At 70.0% G+C, this 16,399-nt stretch carries 12 protein-coding genes; 6 read left to right on the plus strand and 6 right to left on the minus strand.

Translation table 11 applies throughout. The annotated features are described in order from the left end of the window. Positions 1-21 precede the first annotated feature (21 nt). The 3 genes from ACJMKZ_RS05695 to ACJMKZ_RS05705 are packed head-to-tail and all read right to left on the minus strand — an operon-like array spanning position 22 to position 5,803. Entirely contained in the window at positions 22-1,500 is a 1,479-nt protein-coding gene (locus tag ACJMKZ_RS05695) for an efflux transporter outer membrane subunit (protein ID WP_405232222.1), read from the minus strand. Beyond that, entirely contained in the window at positions 1,497-4,646 is a 3,150-nt protein-coding gene (locus ACJMKZ_RS05700) for an efflux RND transporter permease subunit (RefSeq protein ID WP_405232223.1), read from the minus strand. Before ACJMKZ_RS05700 ends, ACJMKZ_RS05695 begins: the two co-directional genes overlap by 4 nt. Further along, positions 4,646-5,803 carry an efflux RND transporter periplasmic adaptor subunit gene (locus ACJMKZ_RS05705; RefSeq protein WP_405232224.1) on the minus strand — a complete coding sequence of 386 codons (1,158 nt, stop codon included), beginning with the start codon at positions 5,801-5,803 and terminating at the stop codon, positions 4,646-4,648. The genes ACJMKZ_RS05700 and ACJMKZ_RS05705 overlap by 1 nt, the downstream gene beginning before the upstream one ends. Before the next feature lie 95 nt (positions 5,804-5,898). Between ACJMKZ_RS05705 and ACJMKZ_RS05710 the strand changes: the two genes are divergently transcribed. The 5 genes from ACJMKZ_RS05710 to ACJMKZ_RS05730 all read left to right on the plus strand — a co-directional run bounded on the left by ACJMKZ_RS05710 (position 5,899) and on the right by ACJMKZ_RS05730 (position 10,494). After that, entirely contained in the window at positions 5,899-6,573 is a 675-nt protein-coding gene (locus ACJMKZ_RS05710) for a TetR/AcrR family transcriptional regulator (RefSeq protein ID WP_405232225.1), read from the plus strand. 288 nt (positions 6,574-6,861) lie between these two features. Continuing rightward, a complete protein-coding gene (locus tag ACJMKZ_RS05715; RefSeq protein WP_405232226.1) occupies positions 6,862-7,755 on the plus strand; it encodes a rhomboid family intramembrane serine protease in 894 nt (297 codons plus the stop codon). A gap of 78 nt (positions 7,756-7,833) precedes the next feature. After that, entirely contained in the window at positions 7,834-8,667 is an 834-nt protein-coding gene (locus tag ACJMKZ_RS05720; protein WP_405232227.1) for a mechanosensitive ion channel family protein, read from the plus strand. 1 nt (position 8,668) lies between these two features. Continuing rightward, the gene (locus tag ACJMKZ_RS05725) at positions 8,669-9,391 is read left to right on the plus strand and encodes a DUF3429 family protein (protein ID WP_405232228.1); all 723 of its coding nucleotides are present in this window, start codon (positions 8,669-8,671) and stop codon (positions 9,389-9,391) included. Positions 9,392-9,444: 53 nt separating this feature from the next. Beyond that, entirely contained in the window at positions 9,445-10,494 is a 1,050-nt protein-coding gene (locus ACJMKZ_RS05730; protein ID WP_405232229.1) for a PA0069 family radical SAM protein, read from the plus strand. Positions 10,495-10,497: 3 nt separating this feature from the next. Here the strand turns inward: ACJMKZ_RS05730 and ACJMKZ_RS05735 are convergent, their stop codons facing one another. Beyond that, on the minus strand, positions 10,498-12,009 hold the full coding sequence (locus ACJMKZ_RS05735) for a DUF4139 domain-containing protein (RefSeq protein ID WP_405232230.1): 1,512 nt from the start codon (positions 12,007-12,009) through the stop codon (positions 10,498-10,500). Positions 12,010-12,184: 175 nt separating this feature from the next. On the opposite strand from ACJMKZ_RS05735, the gene ACJMKZ_RS05740 reads away from it, so the two are divergent. Next, the gene (locus ACJMKZ_RS05740) at positions 12,185-13,732 is read left to right on the plus strand and encodes a tetratricopeptide repeat protein (RefSeq protein WP_405232231.1); all 1,548 of its coding nucleotides are present in this window, start codon (positions 12,185-12,187) and stop codon (positions 13,730-13,732) included. A 28-nt stretch (positions 13,733-13,760) separates the two neighbouring features. On the opposite strand, the gene ACJMKZ_RS05745 is transcribed toward ACJMKZ_RS05740, so the two are convergent. Continuing rightward, positions 13,761-14,684, minus strand: coding sequence for a DMT family transporter (locus ACJMKZ_RS05745; protein WP_405232232.1), 924 nt, complete (start codon positions 14,682-14,684; stop codon positions 13,761-13,763). 60 nt (positions 14,685-14,744) lie between these two features. Then, positions 14,745-16,217, minus strand: coding sequence for a dihydroorotase (locus ACJMKZ_RS05750; RefSeq protein WP_405232233.1), 1,473 nt, complete (start codon positions 16,215-16,217; stop codon positions 14,745-14,747). Positions 16,218-16,399: the final 182 nt, after the last annotated feature.

Genomic DNA, 16,399 nt, shown 5'->3' on the forward strand with positions numbered 1-16,399 from the left:
TAAGGATTCATTGCCGTTTTGTTACGGCGTCCCGCCCTGCTCGCCGGCCACAATGCCGACACCCGTGCCGACACCGAGGGCCTTGTAGACGCGCACCAGCGCCAGCAGCGCGCGGATCTCGGCGCGCACCCGCTCGTCGTCGGTCTCGGCAAGGCGCCGCTCGGCGTCGAGCACGGTCAGGAAATCGCCGAGCCCCTGCTCGTACAGCCGGGCGGCGATGTCGGCTGCCTCCGCGGCCGCGGCGGACGCCTGCCTGAGTTCCGCGAGGGTGCCGCGCTCGCCCGCCCAGGCGGCCAGGGCGGACTCCGCATCGGCCAGCGCGCGCAGCACCGCGCCTTCGTAGCGCGCCAGCGCTGCGCGCTCCCGCGCCTCCGCCGCCCGCAGCTCGGCCCGCAGCCTGCCTCCCTGGAAAACCGGCCAGCGCAGGAAAGGCACGATGCCGAGCGTGCGGCTGTCGCCGGTGGCGAGATCCGATACGTCGCCCGCCTCGAAACCGCCGCTGGCGCCGAGCACCAGGCGGGGGAAGAACGCCGCGGTCGCGCCACCCACCTCCGCCGTGGCGGCGGCGAGTTCCCGCTCCGCCGCGATCACGTCCGGACGGCGGCGCAGAATCTCGGCGCGCAGGCCGACCGGCAGGCTGGCCGGCGAATCGGGCAGCGCCAGCTCGCCCGCCAGGGCGGCGCGTACCTCGCCCGGAGTGCGTCCGGTGAGCACCGCGAGCCGATCCGCGCTCGCGGCAGCCGCTGCCTGCAGGGCCGGCAGACGGGCCCGCGTCGAGCGCAGCTCGGCCTCGGCCCGCAGAGCGTCCAGCTCCCGGGCCAGTCCGATCTCGACCTTGGAGCGCGTGAGCTCCAGCGTCTCGGCCTGGGCGTCGACGCTGCGGCGCGTGACCGCCAGGCGCTTCCGGGCGCCGCGGTATTCGATCCAGGCGCTGACCGTCTCGGCCACTACGGAGAGCGCGGTGCCGGCGGCGGCCGCCGCCGCGGCTGCGCTGCCGGCATCCGCCGCCTCCAGCCGCCGGCGGGAGGCGCCGAACAGATCCAGCTCCCAGCTCGCGTCCAGACGGGCGTTGTAGAACTCGCCGTCTCGCGAGGCCAGCCCGGCGCTGATGATCTGGGAGGCGGCACCGGGCGAGTTCAGACTCTGCTCGTACCAGGTATAGCTGCCCTCGGCGTCCAGCCGGGGCCACAGCGCGGCCGCGGCTACACCGCGCAGCGCCCGCGCCTCTTCCACCCGGGCCACGGCCGCCCGCAGGTCGCGGTTCTCGGCCAGCGCCGCCTCCACATGGCCGCCGATCTCTGGCTGCTCCAGCAGCGACCACCATTCCGCCGGCAGGCTCTCCGTCGTGACGCCGTCGGGCGGGGCCAGCCATTCTCCGCCATCGCTCTCCGGCGGCTCGTAATCCGGTCCCACCGCGCAGCCGGCGAGGCCCACTGCGCCGGCCGTGGTGAGGACGGCAAGAGCGACACGCCTCGGGAGGCATTTGATCATGCCGATCATGCCGGCACGCTCCCGCCGGCCGCCGCCGCGGCCTCGGCACGGCGCCACCGACGCCGGTGCAGGAGCCGATACACGGCCGGCGTGAAGCCCAGCGACAGCGTGATGGAGAAGAACACGCCGCCGGCGATGACGATGGCGAGCGGCGGCCAGAAATCCCCGCCGGTGAAGACGAGCAGCGGTACGAAACCGCCCACGGTGGTCAGCGTGGTGCTGGCGATGTGCCGCGTCGCGCCCACCGTTTCCTCCACGATGGCATCCGCAGCACCGGAGTGGGCGCGCGGATTGGCGCGGATGCCGGCCAGCACGACGATGGTGCCGTTGATGGCCACACCGATCAGGCCGGCGCTGCCGATGATGGCATTGAAGCCGCGCGCGTAGCCGCCCGCCCAAAGCGAGAGCATGCCCAGACCGACGGACAGCACCGCGACCACGCCGATGAGTGCCGCGAGCGTCACGCTGCGGAAGGACAGGATGATGGTTGCGGCCATAAGCAGCAGGAGCACGGGCATGTAGGCGAGCAGCTCGCCGAATGCCTCCGATTGCTCCTCGCTGTCGCCGGCAACGGTGAGCGTATAGCCGGGTGGCAGAGTAAAGCCGGCAGCCGCCATACGCTCGCGCACGGCGTTGGTGACGTCGATGGCCAGCGCGTCGCGGCGGATGTAGCCGTAGATGTTGTTGACCCGACGGCCGTCGCGGCGGCTGATGCTGGCGGCCTCGGGCACCAGCGTGATCTCGCCGACGGCGTCGGCGGGGATCCACTCGCCGTCCAGAGCGGGCGCCAGCAGCGAGAAGCCCGCGATCGCCGCCGTGGTCTCCTGCGCTTGCCGCGACAGCCGCACGCGCACGGGCAACTCCTCCAGGTCTTCCAGCACGGTACCGCCGGTCGCGCCCTCCAGATTCGCCTGCATCTGCCCGGCCACGTCGCTGAGGCTGAGCCCGGCCAGCCGCGCCGCGTACTCGTCGGCGCGGAACGCGAGTTTCGGCTCGCCGCCGGTCACGCTGGCCCGGGTCTGCAGTATCCCGGGCACGGTATGCATGATGCGTCTGACCTCGCCGCCGAGGCGTTTCAGCGTGGCCACATCCGCGCCCGTGATGCGGAAGCCCACCGGCGCGGCCACCGGCGGCCCCTGGGCGAACGGGCTGACGATGATGGCGGCTTCCGGGAACCGGTCGGAAAGTGTGCGCGGCAGCTCCCGGGTCAGGCGCTTGGCACTCCCCAGCGTGTCCGTATAGACCATCGCGTGCGCATAGGCGGCATTGCCGTCCTGGCGCATCACCCGGTTGTAGTAGATGGTCGGATAACTGCCGCCCACCCGCCAGTCGACCCGCTCGACGCCGGGTTCGCGCCGTACCGCCGCCTCGATGCGGGCGGCCAGGTCGGCGGTGCGGACTATCGCGGCATCCGGCGGCAGCCAGACCTCGATCTCGAAGTGGTCGCGGTCCGCCGGCGGGAAGAACTGCTGGCCGAGGGTGCCGGCCAGGACGAAGCCCGAGACCGGCAGCACCAGGCACGCGCCGGCGGTGACCCAGGGCCGGGCCACGGCGGCGGTGAGCAGGCGCCGGTAGCGCGCCGCCAGCCGCCGGGAGCGGAAACCGGCATCCCACCAGTGGTAGCGCTGCTCCTGCCGGCGCCGCCGCAGGTTGATGCCGGCGAGCACGGGGATGAAGGTGGTCGCGACCAGGAACGACGCCGTGAGGGCCAGCACGACGGCGATCGCGATGGGCCCGACGAAGTCCCCCATGGGACCCGGCAGCAGGAAGACCGGCATGAAACCCAGGATGGTGGTCAGCGTCGAGGCCAGCAGCGGCACGAACAGGTGGGAGAGCGCGTGGCGGACGGCCTCCGTGCGTTCCTCGTCACGATCGAGCTTCTTCTTCACCTCGTCGGTCATGACGATGGCGTTGTCGATGAGCAGGCCGATCGCGATGATCATGCCGAAGATCGTCATCTGGTGGATCTGCTGGCCGAGCACGTTCAGGCCGAAGACCGTGAGTGCGGCGGACAGCGGCAGGGCCGCGCCAACGATGAGGGCCGCCCGCCAGCCCATGCCGACGAACACCACCAGCATCACCAGCAGCGCGCCGGCGAACAGATTGCCGCCGAGGGTGGACAGCCGCTCTTCCGTGTAGCGGCTCTGATCGAACGCCACCTCGACGCCGATGCCCTGCCCTACCGATGCGCCGTATTCCTCGACGGCGGCCCGCGCCGCCTCCGCCCAGCGGTCCACCCGTATCTCGGGCCCGGTGCGCGCGGCCACGAGGATGCTGCGCGCACCGCCCGTCCTCGCGATCTCCGCCGGCGGCTCCTGCCAGCCACGCGTCACGTCTGCGACGTCGCCGACCGTCACCAGCGCCCCCGTGCGGTTGCCCAGCAGGGGAATCGACGCCACGCGCGCGACGGAGTCGAGTTCCCCGGCGACCTCCACGAAGAGCTGGCGCTGCCCGGTGCGCAGTGCACCCGCCGGCTGCTTGGGATCGGCCCCGGCCACCCGTGTGGCCGCCTCGGCGGCGGTCATGCCCAACGCCGCCAGCCGGTCCCGGTCGAGCGTGACCGTGATCTCTTCGGCCGGCTGGCCGTAGAGCCGGACCAGCTCCGTGCCCGGCACGTTGCGCAGCCGGTCGGCCAGCTCCTCCGCCAGGCGGTTCATCAGCGTGAGCCGGGGCTCGCCGCCCTGCTCCCAGCTGATCGAGGCCACCAGGCTGAAGGCCGTGGCGCTGAACTCGTCGTCGAAGTCCAGGCGGGCGCCGGGCGGCAGTTCGGCGGCCACGTCGTTCAGGCGGTCCCGTATGCGCGAGAAGATGCGCTCGTTCTCGCCCGGCCCCACGCGGTCCTGCAGCTGGATGTTGACGACAGACACGCCGGCCCTCGAATTGGAGTCCAGCTCCGCGATCTCCGCGATCTCGCGCAGCGCATCCTCGACGGGGTCGGTGATCAGCGCCTCCATCCGCGCCGCCGTGGCACCCGGCAGCAGCGTGATCACCTTCGGATTGCGGTTCGTGATCCGGGGATCCTCGATGCGCGGCATGCTGCCGATGGCGGAGAGGCCGGCCAGCAGGATGACGATGACGCCCAGCACCAGGAGGTGGCGGTTGGCGAACAGCGCAAGCGCGGGCCGGGCGACCGGCGGAACGTGCCGGCCCTCCATTACTCGGTCTCGGTGCCGGGCTCACGCATGGCCTGGCGGACGCCGATGCGCACCGTCTGCCCGGGCACGATGCGGTGCAGCCCCTCCACGACCACCCGCTCGCCGTCCTCGATGGCACCGCGGACGTAGACCCGGTCCGCCTGCTCGTGCAGCACCTCGACCGGACGGGCCTCGATGACGTGGGTCGCCTCTCCTGCGGACTGGCCCGCCGACAGCGGCACGGCCACGTAGTTCGTCCAGACTCCCCGGTCGCCTTCGGCCAGCGATCCCAGCGGCACCCAGAAGCCCGGCGTCTCCACCGACAGCTCCAGCGCGAGCCGGGCCAGGTCGCCGGGCAGCACCCGGTATTCGCCCTCGAGTTCGAAGATGGCGTCCACCGTCCGGGTAGCCGCATCCCTCAGCGGCAGAACGGCGCGCAGCCGGGCGGTGATCTCCCGGCCGTCCACCTGCAGGACGTGCTCGTCCCGCGTCCGGATGGCATCCAGCATGTCGCCGGCCACGCCGACGCGGACCCGCGGCGCCGTCCGCTCCTGCAGCTCGAGCAGGACCTGGCCGGCGGCCAGCACCTCGCCCTCGTCGGCGGACCGGCGGGTCACCGTCGCCTCGAAGGGAGCCCGCAGGACCGACTTGTCCAGGTCGACCCGCACGCTGTCGAGGCGTGCGCGGGCCGCCTGGCGGGCGGAGCGTGCCGAACGCTCGGCGCGGACGGCCTCGTCGTATTGCTGCCGGGACACGCCCCGGAATTCGAGCGCCTCCCGCGTGCGCGCAAGGGTCGTCTCCGCCAGCGACAGGGTGGCCTCGGCCTGGGCCAATGCGGCCTCCGCTTCCGCTTCCCGCGCCTCGAGCCGCTCCGTGTCCAGACGGGCAAGCGGCTCTCCCGCCGCGACATCGTCGCCCTCGTCCACCAGCACCGCCGCCAGCATCCCGCCGATCTCGAAGCCCACGGCACTGTCCCGCGCCGCCTCGACCCGGCCCGCGAATTCCCGCCGCACCACATAGCCGTCGGCCGGCGTGACGCGCGCCACGGGCACCAGCAACGCGGGGTCGCGCACCGGCTCATCGCCGCCGTCATCGCCGCAGGCGGCCAGTGCCGCCAGTACGGCGAGCACGGCGCCGTGCCGCCAAGGCCTCGTTCCCTGGCCCGTAACCTGCCTCATCGACCGGACTCCCCGAGGTGTTCCATCCTGTGACCGTGTGCACTAAACTAGACTGTACAGTTTGATCTTAAATTACACATACGGAACTGTCCAGTTTGATAACTGAATCGGCGAACGCCCGACCCGGGCGGCCGAAGAGCCGGCAGAAGCGCGATGCCATCCGGCAGGCGGCGGTACGCCTGTTCATGTCGGAAGGCCTGCAGCGCACCTCGATGGATGCCGTCGCCGCCGAGGCCGGTGTCTCGAAGCAGACCGTCTACTCCCACTTCGAGAGCAAGGACGCCCTGTTCCGCGAGTGCGTCCGTACCAAGGTGACGGACTACGGGCTGGAGGGCGAAGCGCTGCCGCCGGAGACGTCGGCCGCGGAGGCGCTGCACGCCTTCGGGCGCCAGTTCATGGAGCTGCTGCAGGATCAGGAGGTGCTCAGCATGTTCCGACTGCTGGCCGGCGAATGCCCGAGCTATCCCTCGATCGCGCGCGTCTTCTACGAAGCGGGTCCCGCCCAGAACTGCGAGTACCTGGGCTCGCTGCTGTCGCGTTTCGCGGAACGGGGCGAACTCGTACTCGACGATCCCCTGGAAGCGGCCTCCCTCCTGGTGGCCATGTTCAAGGCCCACTACTTCCTGGAGCTGCTCTTGCGTGTGCGCGAGTCGATCGAGCCCGAGGAGCTGGAGCGTCACCTGCAGCGCACGGTGCAACGCTTCCTTGCGCTGCACGGCGGCGGCGGGTCACCGCGGGAACAGGGTTTGCCGACGCGGGAAATCCGCTGACTACGGGGGAGTAAAGCACCGAACCGCCCGCGCCGGCAACGATCGTGCGGCCCGCCTGCACCGGCGGACCGTCTTCTGATCTCCTCCTAGCAAGTCCCGTGCCAGCAGGCGCCCTCGCCGCCGAACAAGCACTTGCGCAGCGCACGCTGCCCCGCTCCCCCGCCGGGTGCACCGCCGCGGTGCCGCCCAGCCGCGCGTTGCCCGCATTTCGCGCAACACGCCGTGGCCCTGGCGGCGCTCTTCGCCATGGCGCTTGAATACTGGCAGGCGCGGCCCGACTCTTTGCGGATGACAGAAGAAGAACCCGTCGTCGTGTTCGAATCCTCCCGGTCCCGGGAAACCGGTGAGCGAGCGCTGGTGCTGCAGTCGGTCGGCATCCGCCACGAGGTGCTGAGCGACGGCCGCAACTCGCTGCTCGTGGTCCCCGCGGCCGAGGCCGCACGTGCCCGGGAGGAACTGGCCGAGTGGCGGCACGAGAACCGGCACTGGCGTCCGCCCCGGCCGATGCCCGTGTTCCGCAAGCTGAATCCCTGGCCCGGGCTGGCCGGCTATCTCCTGCTGGTGTGCGCGGTCGCGTGGGCCTCCTCGCAGAGCCTGTGGGGACTGGACTGGTTCGGCGCCGGGCGGGTGAACGCCGCGCTCGTGCTGGAGGGGGAATGGTGGCGCACCGTGACCGCCCTCACGCTGCACCTGGACCTCGGCCACATCACCGCCAACCTGGTCTTCGGCCTGGGTTTCGGGCTCTTCGCAGGCCACTACCTGGGATCGGGCGTCGCCTGGCTCGCCATCGTCGCCGCCGGCGCGTTCGGCAATGCCGTGAACGCCTGGATCCAGCCGCCGGACCACAATGCCGTCGGCGCCTCCACCGCCATCTTCGGCGCGCTGGGCCTCATCGGCGCATTCGCGTGGCGGCGCAGGCTCTACCCTCAGGACCGCTGGGTTTACCGCCTCGGGCCCATCGTGGGCGCGATCGCGCTGCTGGCCTACACCGGCAGCGGCGGCGAGCGCACCGACGTGGGCGCCCATCTTACGGGCTTCCTCTGCGGTGGCGTGCTCGGTCTCGCCTGCGCGCGGCTGGATACCGACCGGCTCGCAGAGGCCCGCGTTCAACTGTCGGCGGGCCTCGTCACCGTGGGCGTCATCGCACTGTCGTGGGCGCTCGCATTCGAGCACTGGTCCTGACCGCCCGCTCAGCTTGATCCGCGCCCGCCTTGCTCTAGAATCGGCGCCATACAACAACCACTAACGGGAGCGAAACCCATGGAACTCGATCTTGAGCAGCTGGGCGCGAAGGCCCAGTCCCTCGCTACGGAATTCGGCGTCGACATCATCGCGGCACTCGCGATATTCATCATCGGTCGCTGGGTCGCCAACCTGATCACGAAGGGCATGCGCCGCCTGATGGAACGCGCGAACGTCGACGCGACCCTGGTCAAGTTCCTCTCGAACATCGTGCGCGTCCTGCTGCTGATCTTCGTGATCCTCGCGGCCATCGGCCAGCTCGGCATCCAGACGACCTCGCTGATCGCCGTCCTCGGTGCCGCCGGCCTCGCCGTCGGCCTGGCCCTGCAGGGTTCGCTGTCCAATTTCGCGGCCGGCGTGCTGGTTATCATCTTCCGGCCCTACAAGGTGGGCGACTACATCGAGGCTGCAGGCGTCGCCGGCACCGTCGACGAGGTGCAGATCTTCACCACGGTCATGAAGACGCCGGACAACAAGAAGATCATCGTGCCGAACAGCCAGATCACGGGTGGCATCATCACCAACTACTCGGCCCACGAGACGCGGCGGGTCGACTTCACCTTCGGCATCGGCTACGCCGACGACATCGACAAGGCGAAGAAGATCATCGAGGACGTGCTCAGCGGCGACGACCGGGTGCTGGCGGATCCGGCGCCGCAGATCGTCGTGGCCGAACTCGCCGACTCCAGCGTCAATATCGTGGCGCGGCCCTGGGCCAATGCGGGCGATTACTGGGGCCTGAAGTTCGACGTCACGGAGACCGTGAAGAAGCGCTTCGACGCGGAGGGCATCAGCATCCCGTTCCCGCAGCGCGACGTCCACGTGTACTACGAGACGCCGCAGAAGAGCTGAGGTGAGCCTCGACGACCCGCAACTCGAGTCGGTCGCCGCCTCCGCGCGGGTCGTCGTCTTCCACTCCGGGCTGACGGACACCAGCCGCGTCCGGGAAGCGCTCGAGTCCCGGCGGATCCCCCATCGCTTCGAATCGATGCCGATGGGGGACTCCGCCATGCGGGAACGCTTCCACCACCTGAAACAGGGGACCGGCTGGCGGACGCTGCCCATCGTCTTCGTGGAGGGCGAGTTCATCGGCGGCGAGAACGAACTCATGGCTCATCCTCTGATCGCGGACGGCCCGCCGGGCGCCGCGACGTCGCCCGCCCGCTGGATGGGCTACGCGGGGCTCGTGCCCTTCGCCCTGCCCGTGGCCGGCATCCTGGCCGGCGCCAACGACGCCTGGTTTCTCGACTGGCTGACCGGCTACGGTGCCGTGATCCTCGCCTTCGTCGGCGCCCTGCAGTGGGGGCTGGCGCTGGACGAGCGGCGCGAGCGCCGCGGCGAACGCATCCTGGTGAGCGTGGTGCCGGCGCTGGCCGGCTGGCTCGCCCTGCTGATGCCACACGGCGCCGGCATCGCGCTCCTGATCGCCGGTTTCATCGGTATCTACAGCTACGAGCGCATCACGCTGTGGCCGGGCGGCTACCCGGTCTGGTTCCGGCGACTGAGGACCCAGCTCACCGCCGGTGCCTGCCTGCTGCTCGGCGCCGGTCTGCTCGCCGCTTTCCTCACCGGCTGAAGCGACCGCCAGCCTCTGGCCAGCGGCGGGGCGATACTGTATTTTCATACAGTATGAGCAAGCCGACCCCACAGCCCGGCCGCGGCGCCGTGTCCAACGCGCCGGGACGTTTCGCAACCCGCTGCACCGAGCCCGAGGATGCCAGGGATCCTGCACCGGGCACAAACCTGCACGACGAGCGCGCCGTCTCCATCATCAGCCGCAACCGCTCGCCGGACGTGCCTTTCGACCAGTCACTGAACCCGTACCGGGGCTGCGAGCACGGCTGCGTGTACTGCTACGCCCGTCCCACCCACAGTTACCTGGACCTGTCGCCGGGGCTGGACTTCGAGTCGGAGATCTTCGTCAAGACGAACGCGGCCGACCGCCTCCGCGCAACCCTGATGAATCCCCGCTACGAATGCCGCCCTATCACCATCGGCGCCAACACGGATGCCTACCAGCCGGCGGAACGCAGCCGGCGCATCACCCGGAGCGTCCTGGAGGTGCTGGCCGAATTCCGCCACCCCTTCAGCATCATCACCAAGTCCGCGCTCATCGAGCGGGACCTGGACATCCTCGGCGAGATGGCGGCGGATGGTCTCTGTTCGGTGGCGATCAGCCTGCCGACCCTGCAGGACGACGTGAAGCGCCTGCTGGAACCGCGGGCGCCCTCGGCGACCCGCCGTCTGCGTACCATCGAGCGGCTGGCGGCCGCCGGCGTCCCGGTCACCCTGATGCTGGCGCCGGTGATCCCGGCCCTTACCGATCACGAGATCGAACGGATCCTGAAGACGGCTGCAGCGGCCGGCGCCGACCGGGCCACCTGGGTGCTGCTGCGCCTGCCCCACGAGGTCGCACCGCTGTTCCGGGAGTGGCTGGAGGCGCACTATCCGCAGCGGGCCGCCCGCGTCATGAGCCTGGTGCGCCAGTCCCGCGGCGGCCGCGACTACGATGCGGCCTGGGGCCGCCGCCAGCGCGGCACCGGTGAGTACGCCGGGCTCATCGCCCGCCGCTTCGCGATGGCCCGGCGCCGAGCCGGCTACGGCGAGGGCGAGCGGCCGCTGGACACCTCGCGCTTCCGCCGGCCGCACCCGGCGGGCCAGCTCGCCCTCACCCTCTGACGGCTACCAGGTGTAGCGGACCCGGTAGGTGACCGTCTTCTCCGTGTCCGCCGGGATCGTGACCGGGAAGCGGACGGTGCCCGCATCCGCCTTATCCCATTCGTCCGAGCTCGACAGGATCTCCCAGTTGCTCCAGCGATAGAGGGACTCCTGCACGATGACCTCCACGGGCTCCTCCTTGCGGTTGGCCACCGTGATCTCGATGTCCTCCTCGATCCAGTGGGCCCGGGTATCGATGCGGAAGTCCCGCTGCACCCGCTCGCCGGTGACGTCGAAGGCCGAGCCGAGCCGGATGCGCACGTCCTCGTTGCGGGGCGTGTGATCGATCACGTCCTCGCCGATGAACTCCAGGCTGCCGTCGGCCGTATCCACCTGGGAGACGCGGATGCGCCCGGCGGGCAGCGGCACGCCCAGGCCGCCGGCCTGCCGGTTGGTGAATTCCACGTAGACGTCCACCTTCGGGTTGGAGGCCACCCCGTACTCACGGTCCGTGCGCGGCTGGCCGTAGCCTCCGTAGCCGCCGGCACCCTGATAGACCAGCACCTTGCCGGCCGGCACGCCGGCGGCCGCCGGGAAGAGTTCCAGCTGCTTGGTGGAGCGGTCAGGGAGGGTCGTGGGGCGGCCCAGCGTGTAGAGATGGAATTCGAAGAATGCCTTCTCATCGAAGCCCGCCGTGTCCGCCATTGCCATGGCCAGCGCCTCGGTGCGGACGCGCTGCTGGTAGCCCGGCGCCTGGCTGCGCTGCACATCGCCCGCGATCAGCTTCAGGCGCGCGTCCTCGTAGCTCGCTCCGGACTGGTTCACGATGCTCACCCAGGCGTTGACGTCCAGCGTGCCGGAATTGGCGTCGTCGCCCTCTTTCCAGGTGAGGTTGTAGTCCGCCCACCAGGTGATACCCGCCGTCTCGTACGCCACCCGGGTGCGATGCGAGCCGGCGCGCTCGCTGAGGACGTCCCAGATGAGGGTCGGCCGGGTGATCAGCCCGCCCGGCAACTCCGGGAAGCCGACGCGCTGGTACTGGCGGATGACCTCCACCGTGCCGTCGGGCATGCCGAGCACCAGCCCGCCCGTGGTACTCATGAGCGTGCCGCTGAGCACCTCCGATTCGCTGCCCACGCCGCGGTGGACGGTAACGGGGCGGTCCAGATAGCGCTCCAGCAGTCGGTCGGTGCTGACCAGGTCGAAGCGGAAATCCTGCTCGAGTACGCGGGTCCCGTCCGGGTCCGTCAGCGAGCGGAACCGCACCGTGGTGGGGTCGATCAGCGCGGCCACGTCGGTGAACTCCAGGATGCCGCGGCCACGGGTGAGACCCACGGTGCGGTCCTGACGGACGATGGCATAACCCGGCACCGACGGACCCGACCAGCCGCCGTGCCCGGGCAGCGGCCGATAGAGGTCCGGCGAGACGCCGCCGGGGCTGGCCTGACTGTAGATGGTGAGACTCGTCGACGAGTCGGCGGCAGCGGCCAGGCCGGCGGCAAGCAGGCAGAGGATGGGGATGAGGGTCTTCGCCACGGCACTTTCTCCGGCTGTGTGGGTTCCGGCACTGTAAACGCAAAGGCGGACCTCGCGGGGTTCGGCGCCGGTGCGCTCGTCATGCCGCAGCGCCGAACTGTCGCCGCCGTCGCTGGTCTACAGACCTTTGACCGGGACGCCGCTCCGTCCATAATCGATTCCCATGACGTCCACGATGAGAGACCACAGCCGTTCGGACAGGTCGCCGCCGCCGGTCACGGCGACGGTCCTGCCGGCCCTCGTGGCCGCGCTCGCCGCCATGATCCTTGCCATGGCCGCGCCCGCCGCAGCCGACGACGACGCCGACGCGATGCCGGAGGCCGGCGACGCGGAGAGCCTGCCCATCACCGCGGCCGAGCCGGAAGACGAACCCTCCGGCCTGCACGACGAACTGGACCGGGCCTTCCAGACCTACCGACGCCTGTACGACAGCGGCCGCTATGCCAGCGCCATCGAGGCCGGCAAGCGGGTGGTGGTGCTCTCCATCGAGGTGAACGGCCGGGATAACCTGCAGACCGCCCGCGCACTGACCAACCTGGCCATCGCCCAGCAGCAGAACGGCGAGTACGAGGCCGCGGTGCAGAACTACGAGGCGGCCGTCGACATCGTCGAGCGGGTGGAGAGCCGCCTGAGCCGGCACCTGATCAACCCGCTGCGCGGCCTGGGCAACACCTATCTCGACGCAGGCCGGCCGGACGAGGCCATCCGCGTCTACGACCGGGCCGTGCACCTCACCCACGTGAACTCGGGGCCCCAGAACCTGGACCAGGTGGACCTGCTCGACGCGCTGGCGGAATCCTTCGTGCGTCTGCAGGACCTGGAAGAAGCGAGCGAGATCCAGGACCTGTCCTATCAGCTCTACGTCCGCCGCTTCGGCGAGGACAGTGTGGAGACGCTGCCCGCACTGCAGCGCAGGGCCCGCTGGCTGCATCGGCTCGGCCTGTTCGGCCAGGAGCGTGACGTGTGGAACCAGGCCATCGATGTCATCGAGGCCGAGTACGGAGAGGACGACCTGCGCCTGATCGAGCCCCTGAACGGCCTGGCGCGCACCTATGTCTACGACATCCAGCAGACGGTCAGCAACCGGGGCGAATGGGCGCTGCGGCGGGCGCTGGAGATCGCGGAGAACCATCCCGAAGGCACGCCGTCGCTGGTGGCCGACAGCCTGATCGACACCGGCAACTATCACACGTTGCGGGGCGAGGCGCAGAAGGCGCGGCGCGCATACCGGCGCGCCTGGGAACTGCTGAGCGAAAACGAGAGCCTTGCGACCATACGCGACCGGCGCTTCGATCGGCCGGTGCTGATCCGGCCCGCCCGGGCGCCGGCCTATGCCGACGAGGAGACCAACCCGGTGGTCAATCCCGTGTACCGCGGCCGGGAATTCGACCAGGGCGTCGTCGTGGCGGATTACACCGTCAACGCTCGTGGCCGCACGGAGGACATCGACGTGATCGAATCCGAGCCGCCCGGTCTCATGGACTCCGAGGTGAAGCGGGCGGTGCGCCGGCTGGTGTACCGCCCCCGCTACGTCGACGGCCACCCGGTGTCGACGCCCGGCCAGACTTTCCGCCACCGCTTCTCCTACATCGCCGAGCGCCTGCCGGACGAGATCGCGGCCGCCATGGAAGAGCGCGAACAGCCTGCGGAGGCGGAACCCGCTGGCGATACCGGCGACGCGAAACCCGCCACAGATGCCGCCGGCGCGGACCCGGCGGACTAGGGCCTGTCAGCCGGGCCCGTTAATGGCCCTACGCGCCCGTCCGAGGCGCCGCACGGTCGAAGCGGCGGGCGATACCCAGCCCGGCCAGGATCAGGATCATCGCGGCATAGGCCTCCGGCTGCAGCCGCTCGTCCAGCACGAGCGCGCCGGTGATTACGGCCCAGGGCGGCACCAGGAAACTCTGCATCGTCATGAAGCCCGCCCCCGCCTGGGTGACGAGGAAGAAGAAGATCACCGCGGCGAAACCGGTGGACAGCATGCCCAGCGCCGCGACAGCGGCCAGCGGACCCGGCGGCAGGACAAATTCCTGCAGCACTCCGCCGTCCACCACGAAGTACAGTGGCAGCAGGATGAGGCTGCCGGCGATGGTCACTGCCGTCGACATCACCAGCGGGTGATGGGACGGGCCCAGCCGCGTGATTACGGCCGTGGTGGCGTAACACAGGGCGCCCCCCAGCACCGACAGCAGACCGATCAGCGAGCCGTCGCCCGCACGCCCGCCCAGCAGGAACTCCGGGCCGACCAGCAGCGCGACCCCGGCGAAGCCGGCCAGGAAGCCGGCGATGCGTCCGGGGGTCAGCGGCTCGTCGGGCAGCAGGAAGTGGGCGAGCAGGATCACGGCCAGCGGCGTCACCGCCATGGCGATTCCGGCGAGACCGGAGGGCACGCTCTGCTGGCCCCAGCTGATCAGGAAGAACGGCAGGCAGTTGCCGATGACCGACAGCAGGACGAAGAACGCCCAGGAGCCCCGGTCGGCCGGCAGCCGCAGGCCAGCCAGCCGCATGACGGTCCACAGCGTGGCGGCGGCCAGCACGATACGCCCGGTGGTGATCCCGAGCGGGCTGAACGCCGTCAGCGCGATCTCCATGGCCAGATAGGATGAACCCCACATGGCCACGAGGCCGGCCAGGCCCGCCCAGTGCAGCGGGCCGGGTCTGCCTAACGGGAGCACGGCGGGAGCATGAATATGACGGGAACTGGCAGCGGTCCGGCGGAGCTCGGAAAGGCCGACTCAGTATGGCCGGCTCATAAAGCGGCCGGCGGGCTCGCCGACCACTTCGCCGTCGTGATACACGCGGCGGCCGCGCAGATACGTGCTCTTCACCCGCGCCGTCAGCTCGACGCCCTCGAAGGGCGAGTAGCCCTGCCGGGACTCCGATTCCTCGGCATGGACCGTGTACGTGTCGTTCGGGTCCACCAGCACCAGGTCGGCGTCCAGGCCCACGGCGATGTCGCCCTTGCGGTTCAGGCCGTAGCGCCGTGCCGGGTTGAAGCTGGTGAGCTCCGCCATGTGGTTGTAGGACATGCCGCGCCGCGAGCCCTCGGTAATCAGGCCGGGCAGCAGGTATTCAGTGCCGCCGAAACCCGACTTGGCAAGGAAGATGTCGTCCGGGTTCTCCCGGCTCACCTTGAACTCCTCCTTGCAGCAGGCGTGGTCGCTCACCACCCAGTCGAGTTTGCCGTCCAGCAGCTGCTCCCAGAGGTACTCCACGTCCTCCCGCGGCCGGATGGGCGGATTCACCTTGGCGTACTTGCCGCAGGGGGAATCCACGTCCAGCACCAGGTGGCCGATGGTCACTTCCCGGCCGAAGTCGATGTGGGGGAAGGCCTCGGCCATCTTCAGGGCGGCATCCACCGCCTTGCGCGAACTCAGATGCAGCAGGTTGATGTTCGGCAGCTCCGTCTCGTTGGCGAGGTAGGCGGCGATGAAGATGGCGAGTCCCTCGGAGTGCGGCGGGCGCGAGGCATTGTAGGCGTGCAGACCGGTGAGCTTGCCGTCGGACTCCACCATCTTCGTGTAGGCGGCCATGATCTCGGCGGTCTCGCAGTGCAGGCTGAGGCTGATCTGGTCGGCCTTGTCGGGATAGCGCTCCATCGCGCGGCGGATACCGCGCATGACAAACTCGAAATGCGCGATATCGTACTTCTCGTCCTCGCCGATCATCAGGAAATCCGCCTGGGAGGAAGAGCGGCCGTGCAGGCCGTAGCCGCCGTAGAACATGAAGATCTTGAAAGAGGTGACGCCGTGGGTATCCACCAGGTACTCGATCTCGTCGATGTGCTCGCGCATCATCGGCGCGAGGTGATAGGCGTAGTCCACGTGGAAGCGGCCTTCGGACAGATCCAGCACCTCCGGGAAGAATTCCCGGTAGGGTGCGCTCTTGTTCAGGTAGTACTGGCCGGTGCGCATGTAGTTCAGACTCGAGGTCACTCCGCCCATGGCCGCGGCGCGGCTCTCGCTGACGGCGTCCTCGGCCAGCGGCGAGTAGATGCCGGTGTGCATGTGGGCATCGACCACGCCCGGGAAGGCGAGCAGGTTGCCGCCGTCGACGACCTCGCGGGCGCCGGAGGCATCGATGCCGGGAGCCAGCTGCGCAAACCTGCCGTCGCTGATCGCGACGTCCAGGGCATCCACGCGGGTGCGATTGGGGCGCACGACGCGCACGTCCTTGATCAGGAGGTCGTAGGGGGTCTGTTCACTCATCGTCACTCCTCGCTGGCTGTCGTCCGCGCGGCGCGAGGCTATAGCGATAGCAATAGACCGCGCCGGCAGCCCGCAAGCATACTGCAGTCGGGCGCCGAATCCGACTGCACTGTGGCAGTATCACAGCGGTATCATCGGGCCGCCCCGCCGCGCGAACTCCGGGCCGGGCACGAGGTCTGCAG

The sequence above is a fragment of the Lentisalinibacter salinarum genome, assembly GCF_040706555.1.
Lineage (GTDB): Bacteria > Pseudomonadota > Gammaproteobacteria > Steroidobacterales > Woeseiaceae > Lentisalinibacter > Lentisalinibacter salinarum.

What these genes read in the sequence shown, in the direction of transcription:
- ACJMKZ_RS05695 (WP_405232222.1), bottom strand. Translation starts at nt 1,500, where the DNA reads ATGATCGGCATGATCAAATGCCTCCCGAGGCGTGTCGCTCTTGCCGTC.
- ACJMKZ_RS05700 (WP_405232223.1), bottom strand. Translation starts at nt 4,646, where the DNA reads ATGGAGGGCCGGCACGTTCCGCCGGTCGCCCGGCCCGCGCTTGCGCTG.
- ACJMKZ_RS05705 (WP_405232224.1), bottom strand. Translation starts at nt 5,803, where the DNA reads ATGAGGCAGGTTACGGGCCAGGGAACGAGGCCTTGGCGGCACGGCGCC.
- ACJMKZ_RS05715 (WP_405232226.1), top strand. Translation starts at nt 6,862, where the DNA reads ATGACAGAAGAAGAACCCGTCGTCGTGTTCGAATCCTCCCGGTCCCGG.
- ACJMKZ_RS05720 (WP_405232227.1), top strand. Translation starts at nt 7,834, where the DNA reads ATGGAACTCGATCTTGAGCAGCTGGGCGCGAAGGCCCAGTCCCTCGCT.
- ACJMKZ_RS05730 (WP_405232229.1), top strand. Translation starts at nt 9,445, where the DNA reads ATGAGCAAGCCGACCCCACAGCCCGGCCGCGGCGCCGTGTCCAACGCG.
- ACJMKZ_RS05740 (WP_405232231.1), top strand. Translation starts at nt 12,185, where the DNA reads ATGAGAGACCACAGCCGTTCGGACAGGTCGCCGCCGCCGGTCACGGCG.
- ACJMKZ_RS05750 (WP_405232233.1), bottom strand. Translation starts at nt 16,217, where the DNA reads ATGAGTGAACAGACCCCCTACGACCTCCTGATCAAGGACGTGCGCGTC.